This window comes from Blautia sp. OF03-13 (assembly GCF_003460685.1).
GTDB lineage: Bacteria > Bacillota > Clostridia > Lachnospirales > Lachnospiraceae > Fusicatenibacter > Fusicatenibacter saccharivorans.
In genome coordinates, this window is sequence record NZ_QTVR01000010.1 from 147,144 (window position 1) to 155,593 (window position 8,450).

The 8,450-nt window shown below is 45.3% G+C and carries 6 protein-coding genes and 1 pseudogene; all 7 read left to right on the top strand.

The features are described 5' to 3' along the window. Nucleotides 1-90 precede the first annotated feature (90 nt). On the top strand, nt 91-903 hold the full coding sequence (locus DXA55_RS09850) for a carbohydrate ABC transporter permease (RefSeq protein ID WP_416388109.1): 813 nt from the start codon (nt 91-93) through the stop codon (nt 901-903). Between the two features lie 53 nt (nt 904-956). Beyond that, nucleotides 957-2,375 carry an ABC transporter substrate-binding protein gene (locus DXA55_RS09855; protein WP_117814021.1) on the top strand — a complete coding sequence of 473 codons (1,419 nt, stop codon included), beginning with the start codon at nt 957-959 and terminating at the stop codon, nt 2,373-2,375. 477 nt (nt 2,376-2,852) lie between these two features. After that, a complete protein-coding gene (locus tag DXA55_RS09860) occupies nt 2,853-3,581 on the top strand; it encodes a glycerophosphodiester phosphodiesterase (RefSeq protein ID WP_117814023.1) in 729 nt (242 codons plus the stop codon). Beyond that, nucleotides 3,578-4,402 (top strand): HAD-IIA family hydrolase, encoded by an 825-nt coding sequence (locus tag DXA55_RS09865; RefSeq protein WP_242998463.1) that lies wholly within the window; start codon nt 3,578-3,580, stop codon nt 4,400-4,402. Before DXA55_RS09860 ends, DXA55_RS09865 begins: the two co-directional genes overlap by 4 nt. 258 nt (nt 4,403-4,660) lie before the next feature. Next, on the top strand, nt 4,661-6,217 hold the full coding sequence (locus DXA55_RS09870) for an ABC-F family ATP-binding cassette domain-containing protein (RefSeq protein WP_117813999.1): 1,557 nt from the start codon (nt 4,661-4,663) through the stop codon (nt 6,215-6,217). Nucleotides 6,218-6,540: 323 nt separating this feature from the next. Next, nucleotides 6,541-6,953, top strand: a pseudogene (gene tnpA / locus DXA55_RS09875) (IS200/IS605 family transposase). A 5-nt stretch (nt 6,954-6,958) separates the two neighbouring features. Next, complete coding sequence (tnpB, locus tag DXA55_RS09880; protein WP_117802548.1) at nt 6,959-8,077, top strand: IS200/IS605 family element RNA-guided endonuclease TnpB; 1,119 nt, start codon at nt 6,959-6,961, stop codon at nt 8,075-8,077. Nucleotides 8,078-8,450 lie beyond the last annotated feature (373 nt).

Genomic DNA, 8,450 nt, shown 5'->3' on the forward strand with positions numbered 1-8,450 from the left:
GCAACTACGATTGCCGGACCAAAAACTTATTCTGCAGAGGAGCTGCAGGCACTGCATCTGGCAATGAATGCAAAAGCAAAAAGAAAGAAAATGCTTCAGAAAACAGCGTTGGTTACCATGAACCTGATCGTCTGCCTGTTTATGCTGTTTCCGCTGCTTTATACCATCAGCGTAGCATTTATGCCGTCAGGTGAGTTATACACAATGGCAATGAATATCGTTCCCAAACATCCGACACTGGAAAATTTTGTGGAAGCATTTCATAAAATTCCGCTGGTACGCTTTGTCCTGAATTCATTTTTGGTTGCGGGCAGCATTACGCTGGGTCAGATTGTAACGTGTTCTCTTGCGGCATTTGCCTTCTCTTTCCTGAACTTCAAAGGAAAAAATGTTCTGTTTATGCTGGTCATGGCGACCATGATGGTGCCGGGTGAGGCAACCATTATTTCCAATTATCTGACAGTAGGAAGTCTCGGATTGCTCGATACCTATATTGTTCTGATCCTGCCTTCTCTTACCTCTGCAATGGGAATTTTCCTGTTCCGCCAGTTCTACATGACCTTTCCGATTTCGCTTTATGAATCGGCGAAGCTGGACGGCTGCGGTAATCTGCGGTTTATCGTAAAAATCCTGATGCCGCTGACAAAGTCAGCAATGGGAGCAATGGCGGTTTACACCTTTATCAATGCATGGAATATGTACATGTGGCCGCTGCTGGTCACCGGTTCGGACAGCAAGCGTACCGTACAGATTGGTATCAGTATGCTGAACAGCGTCGATGCACAGTCGATTACCCTGATGCTGGCGGGTGTGGTAATGATTATCATTCCATCCATTTCCATCTTTATCGTAGGCCAGAAGGCCTTAATCAAAGGAATGTTTTCAGGAGCAGTCAAGGGCTGATTCCTGTGACAGAAAAAAGAATAGAAAACTGTATGAAAAACGAGGAGAAAAAAATGAAGAAAAAAGTGATTGCATCGATTCTTGCGGCTTCTATGGCAGCTATGGCGCTTACCGGATGTGGAGGCGGAAAAACAACGAGTGAGGCACAGAGTGCAACAACGGATGAAACCACAGCCAGCGCAGAGGCAGGAAGTACGGCAGATGGCGCAGAAGCACCGGATTTAAACCAGGATACGAAGGGAACCACGATTACCTTCTGGCATTCCATGGGCGGTGTCAATGGCGAGGCAATGGATTATCTTGTCAATAAATTCAATGAAGAAAATACCGATGGCATTACCGTTGAGGCGGTTTACCAGGGAGAATATGATGATACGATTAACAAACTGAAAAGTGCACAGATCGGAAATATGGGAGCGGACCTGGTACAGATTTATGATATCGGAACCCGTTTTATGATTGATTCCGGCTGGGTCATCCCGATGCAGGAGCTGATTGATGCAGATGGCTATGACATTTCCCAGATCGAGCCGAATATCGCTGCTTATTATACGGTAAACAATGAGCTGTACTCCATGCCATTCAATTCGTCCACACCGATTCTGTATTACAACAAAGATATGTTTGAAAAAGCAGGTATCACCGAAGTTCCGACAAGCCTGGAAGGGATTCTCGCTATCGGTGATGATCTGAAAACAAAGGGTGGCGCCGGTGAACCGCTGGCACTCTCCATCTATGGATGGTATTTCGAACAGTGGCTCTGCAAACAGGGACTTTCCTATGCGGATAATGGAAACGGCCGTGATGCAGCTGCTATTGCAGTTGAATTTGATTCTAACGGCGGAGCACTCAATATCTTAAATGAGTGGAAAGCCCTGAATGATGCCGACGTTGCACCAAACGTAGGCCGTGCCGGAAGTGATACCGCAACAACAGACTTTACTTCCGGAAAAGCAGCGATCACCCTTGGCTCTACCGCATCCCTGAAACAGATTTTACAGGATATCAACGGAAGCTTTGAAGTTGGAACCGCATATTTCCCGACAATCAAGGACGGCGATGAGGGCGGTGTTTCCATCGGAGGAGCATCTCTCTGGGCATTGAACAACAACGATGATGTGAAAGCAGCAGCTACCTGGAAATTTATCAAATTCCTGATTTCCCCGGAGTCTCAGGCATACTGGAATGCCGAGACGGGTTACTTCCCGGTAACAACAGCTGCTGATGAGGAGCAGACCTTTAAAGATAATGTAGCACAGTATCCGCAGTTCCAGACAGCAATCGACCAGCTGCACGATTCCAAGCCGCAGTACGCCGGCGCACTTCTCTCTGTATTCCCGGAGGCAAGACAGATTGTGGAAACAGAAATCGAGAATATGATCAACGGAAACGAGACTCCGGAGAAAGCAGTAGAATCGATGGCTTCCCAGATCAACAGCTCCATCGAGGACTATAATCTGGTAAATGAATAAGAGACAGGCTTTACAAAAATAAGATTTCGTCCTATAGTGAAGAAAAACGAGTTCCCAAAGCGTGTTTGAACGGTTTCTATGAAGGGGAAGATCCGAGTTACGGAAATGATTTTTCAGATATGACTGGAAATGTGTCGGAGACAAAAATCCGGCGTGTTTCCGGATTTATAGTAAGCCTCCAAATAATGCAAAAGAGTCAGTACCGCTTTTTTAACCGAATCAAGTAAGTCCCCTGCTTCCATTGCGTGAAGCAATAAGCAGTGGGTGGGGACTTGCTTGTATCAGGAGGAGTGCAAGCTCCTTCTGATAAACTGCGGAGCAGTTATTCGGTTATGAGCAAGTAGCAAAGCGGATTGCGAATATCCGCTTGACTTATTTTCAGGGTTTATGATAAAAGAAAAAAGCTGCAGCCGGGACAAAAGATAGAAAAGAGTACAGGCTTGGAAATGGGAACGGAAAATGGAGGACAGATACGAGATGAAAACAAAAGTATGGGCACACAGAGGAGCCAGCGCATATGCACCGGAAAATACACTGGAAGCGTTTCTTCTTGCGGCAGAGCAGGGAGCTGACGGTGTGGAGCTGGATGTACAGCTGACGAAAGATGGCGAGATGGTTGTTGTCCACGATGAAGAAATCGACCGGGTCAGTGACGGAAGCGGATTTGTCAAAGATTATACACTTGCGGAATTAAAGACCCTGAACTTTAATAAGACACATCCGGAGTATCAGGATGTAAAAATTCCGACGCTTCACGAAGTATATGAAGCATTAAAGCCAACGGGAATGACGATCAATGTCGAGCTGAAAACCGGTATTTTCTGGTATAAAGACCTGGAAAAAAAGGTACTCGAGCTGACAAAAGAGATGGAGATGGAGGATCGCGTGATTTATTCTTCCTTTAACCATTACAGCATTGCAAAAATTCTGGAACTGGATCCGAAAGCCAGCACCGGCATCCTCTACGCAGATATTATTTATGATGTCGTGAATTATGCGAAAAAAATCGGAACAGGAGCTCTTCATCCGGCAACCTTTCATGTGCAGATGGCAGATTTTCTTCAGCAGTATGTGGAAAGCGATCTTGCGGTGCATGTGTGGACAGTCAATGATAAGGCGGAGATCGAGCGTCTGATGGAGGCCGGTGTTGACGCAGTCATCACCAATTATCCGGATGTGGCCGTTTCCTGCCGCAACGCGAAGTGATACCGATTGGAGAAAAAAAGCTGTTCCTTTTGGATATCGACGGAACCATCTGCGTGGGGAACCGTCTGATTCCGGGAGCAGACCGGTTTTTAAACGGACTGTCCGAGTACGGTGGAGATTATGTGTTTATCACAAATAATACGACGATGAGCGTAGCAGATTACCGGAAAAAATTTGCAAAGCTGGGCATTCCGACAACAAGCGGGAACTTTCTGACAGCATCCGTTGCGACAGCTCATTACCTGAAACAGAAATATGGATCCCGTCCCGTCTATGTGATGGGAACGGACTCTCTGATCCGGGAATTGGAGAGCTTCGGTGTGTGTACCACCCGTGATCCGGAGAAAAAAGAAATTGCGTGTGTGCTTGCGAGCTATGACAATGAACTGACGTATCAAAAACTGACGGATATCTGTCGGCTGTTGACCGAGCGCCCGGAGCTCGATTACGCTGCAACGAATCCGGACTATGTTTGCCCGATTGAATTCGGCTACGTGCCGGATTGCGGTTCCATCTGCGAGATGATCGGTCATGCGATCCATCGTATGCCGACTTATATCGGAAAACCAGGCATACGGATGGTTGAGATGGCACTTGATATGACAGGCAGAACGCGCGATGAGGCTGTTCTTGTAGGAGACCGTCTCTATACGGACATTGCGTGCGCCAACATGGCGGGCGTTTCTGCAGCCCTTGTGCTTTCCGGCGAATCTACGCGTGAAGAAATGCAGAACTCGCAGTATCTTGTGGAGTATGTGTATCCATCCGTAAAAGAAATGTATTCGGAGTGGGTGTACGGACAAAAAAAGAAATGTTCTTAAAATTCCGAAACGGTTATGGTTTTGGAACCAAAAAACAGAAAGAAGAATTCTGAGAGGAGAACCTTTTTCCGAAGGAGTTCTTCTTTTTTGTTGCGGAAAAGGATACTTTCCGGATACGGGATAAAAGCCTGGGAAGGTATAGAAAAAGCTTGCCAAAAGAGGGAATTTCCCTATATAATGATTCAGACTATAATATGAAAAAGAAAACGATCAGGAGATCGGAAAATTCCAATACAACAGAAGAAGGAGAATTTATGCATGAGTATTTTAAATGTAGAACATCTGTCCCACGGCTTCGGCGACCGTGCGATTTTTGAAGATGTATCGTTCCGCCTGTTAAAGGGGGAACACATCGGTCTGGTAGGCGCAAATGGAGAGGGAAAATCAACCTTTATGAACATCATCACCGGAAAGCTGATGCCGGATGAGGGAAAGGTTGAGTGGGCAAAAAATGTCCGTGTCGGCTATCTGGACCAGCATACCGTTCTGGAAAAAGGTATGACGATCCGTGATGTGTTAAAAAGCGCTTTTTCCTGGCTGTACGAGTTGGAAGAGCGGATGAACACGATCTGCGATTCCATGGGCGATGCCTCCGAGGACGAGCTGAATCAGATGATGGAGGAACTTGGCGTGATCCAGGAAATGATGGATGCACATGACTTCTATATTCTGGATTCCAGAATAGAAGAGATCGGCCGCGCGCTTGGTCTTGAAGAGATCGGTCTCGAACGCGATGTCACCGAACTTTCCGGCGGACAGAGAACGAAGGTCCTTCTGGCAAAATTACTTTTGGAAAAACCGGACATCCTTCTTTTGGATGAGCCGACCAACTACCTGGATGTGGAACATATCACCTGGCTGAAACGATACCTTGAAGAGTATGAAAATGCCTTCATTCTGATCTCTCACGATATTCCATTCCTGAACAGTGTTGTCAATCTGATCTATCATATGGAAAACAAAGAGCTGAATCGTTATGTGGGTGATTACGATCACTTCCAGGAGGTTTATGCGGTCAAAAAAGCGCAGAAGGAAGCTGCCTATAACCGTCAGCAGCAGGAGATCAGTGAACTGAAGGATTTCGTGGCACGAAACAAAGCCCGTGTGGCAACCAGAAACATGGCTATGTCACGGCAGAAGAAGCTGGATAAGATGGATGTGATCGAGCTTGCGAAAGAAAAACCAAAGCCGGAATTTCATTTCCGCACTGCGCGCACTTCGGGTCGTTTCGTTGTGACTGCAAAAGAACTTGTGATCGGCTATGAAGAACCGCTCTCCAGACCGCTGACCTTTGCGATTGAGCGTGGCGAAAAGATCGTGCTCACCGGTGCCAACGGAATCGGAAAAACAACACTCTTAAAGAGTATCCTCGGTTTGATCCCGTCCCTTGGCGGAGACGTGGAGCTTGGCGATTATCTGGAAATCGGATATTTCGAGCAGGAAATGCCAAAAGGCAACACCAACAGCTGTATCCAGGAAATCTGGGAAGAATTTCCATCCTATACCCAGTATGAAGTCCGCGCAGCGCTCGCCAAATGCGGTCTTACCACACAGCACATTGAAAGCCTGGTGCGTGTACTCTCAGGAGGAGAACAGGCAAAAGTTCGCCTCTGTAAACTCATCAACCGCGAAACTAACCTCCTTGTCCTCGACGAGCCGACGAACCATCTTGACGTGGACGCGAAAGAGGAGCTGAAAAACGCACTGAAAGAGTACAAAGGAACTGTTCTTATGGTCTGCCATGAGCCGGAATTTTATGATGGCCTGGCAACCAGCGTATGGGACTGCTCGGAGTGGACGACGAAAGTGATTTAATCGAATCAAGCAAGTCCCCTGCTTCCATTGCGTGGAGCAATAAGCAGTGGGTTGGGACTTGTTGTATCAGGAGTGGTACAAGTCACTCCTGATAAGCTGCGAAGCAGTTATTTGGTTATGAGCAAGTAGCGAAACGGATTGCGAATATCCGCTTGACTAATAATAAGAAGAAAAGTCAGCAGAAAACGGACTTTTATCCTCTTTCAGCAAGAAGACTCCGACCTCTAAGGTGGGAGATGAATTGCGTTCGTTACCTTCTTGATAGTGGGTTCTAATCATGGTATAATAGAATCAGTCGAATGGCAGAAAGGGGTCGAAATACAATGGATTTGGATAATAATGCACATTCAGTGTTTTTGCTGCACTATCATCTTGTTCTTGTGGTTAAGTACCGCAGACAGGTTTTTGATGACGCAATTTCCGGCAGGGCAAAAGAGATCTTTGCGTATATTGCTCCAAATTACAATATCACCCTTGAAGAATGGAATCACGATAAAGACCATGTGCATATACTTTTCAAGGCGCATCCAAATACAGAAATAAGCAAGTTCATAAACGCATATAAAAGTGCAAGCAGCAGACTTCTGAAAAAAGAATTTCCACAGATAAAGCAAAAATTATGGAAAGAACATTTCTGGAGCCAGAGTTTTTGCCTGCTCACAACGGGCGGTGCCCGATGGAAGTAATCAAAAAATACATTGAAAGTCAGGGACAAACGGATCGAAAAAGGAAGTGACCAACATGGCAAACAAAGCATATAAATTCAGAATATACCCCGATGATGTGCAGAAAGTTTTGTTTGCCAGAACGTTCGGCTGTGTCCGAATGGTGTACAACCATTGGCTTGCCAGAAAAATCAGGCAGTATGAGGAGGACAAAACCGCGGTAACTTACACGGTTTGTGCAAAAGAAATGGCTGAAATGAAGAAAACAGAAGCATACGCATTTTTGAGGGAAGTAGACAGTGTCGCATTACAACAATCGCTTCGGCATCTTGATACGGCATTTCAGAATTTTTTCAAACAGCCGAAGACAGGTTTTCCAAAGTTTAAATCTAAAAAACAGAATAAAAAGAGCTATTCAACGATCTGTATCAACGGAAACATTGCCATATTGAATGGATATTTGAAATTGCCGAAAGCCGGCCAAGTCCGGTTAAAACAACACAGAGCTGTTCCGAAAGAATACAAATTAAAATCTGTAACAGTAAGCCAGACACCAGGCGGAAAATATTATGCAAGTATTCTTTTTGAGTATGAAAATCAAGTACAGGAAAAAGAGATGCAGAGTTTTCTGGGGTTAGATTTTTCCATGCATGAATTATATCGTGACAGCAACGGGAATGAACCTGCATATCCGAAGTATTACAGGAATGTAGAGGAAAAATTAGTGAGGGAGCAGCGCAGACTTTCCAAAATGCAGAAAGGTTCGAACAACCGTAGCAAGCAGAGAATCAAGGTGGCAAAACTCCACGAAAAGGTTTCCAGTCAACGAAAGGATTTTCTGCATAAGCTGTCAAGGCAGCTAGCAAATGCTTATGATTGTGTATGTATAGAATCCCTAGATATGAAAGCAATGTCACAGATGCTGAACTTTGGAAAATCTGTTTCAGATAACGGGTGGGGAATGTTCACAGGGTTCTTGAAATACAAACTTGAGGAACAGGGTAAAAAACTTGTGAAGGTGGACAAATTTTTCGCCAGCAGTCAGATTTGTTCAGTTTGTGGTTACAGGAACGCAGAGACAAGAAAACTTGCGGTCAGAGAGTGGGATTGTCCGCAGTGCGGAACCCATCACGACAGAGATGTAAATGCGGCTGTTAATATCAGAAATGAGGGAATGCGGCTGGTAGTGGCATGACCGTAACGTAATATAATAAAACCGTGGGACACACGGGGATAGCTCGCCTATGCTTAGCACATTGGTGCTATCGAACGAGAACCAAACCTACCGAGGTTAGGGAAGCCCCCACCTCTACAGGTGGTGGAGGATGTCACAGAAAGTGTTTTCTGTTGATTTTTTGCATTTAACAAGTAGCTAGATAAAAGAATGAATATACAGAATTAACTATATTTTTCTAAAAATAAGAAAATTCGAAAAAAGGTGTTGACTTTTGCTTTTGGTGGTGTTATTATAACTAAGCTGTCAGCGAGAGCTGATGCGAATGAGTTCTTTTGAAACAGAAAAACCTAGTTCGGAGCCGGGTGGCTGCCGCGGGTTGCAAAAACTGCTT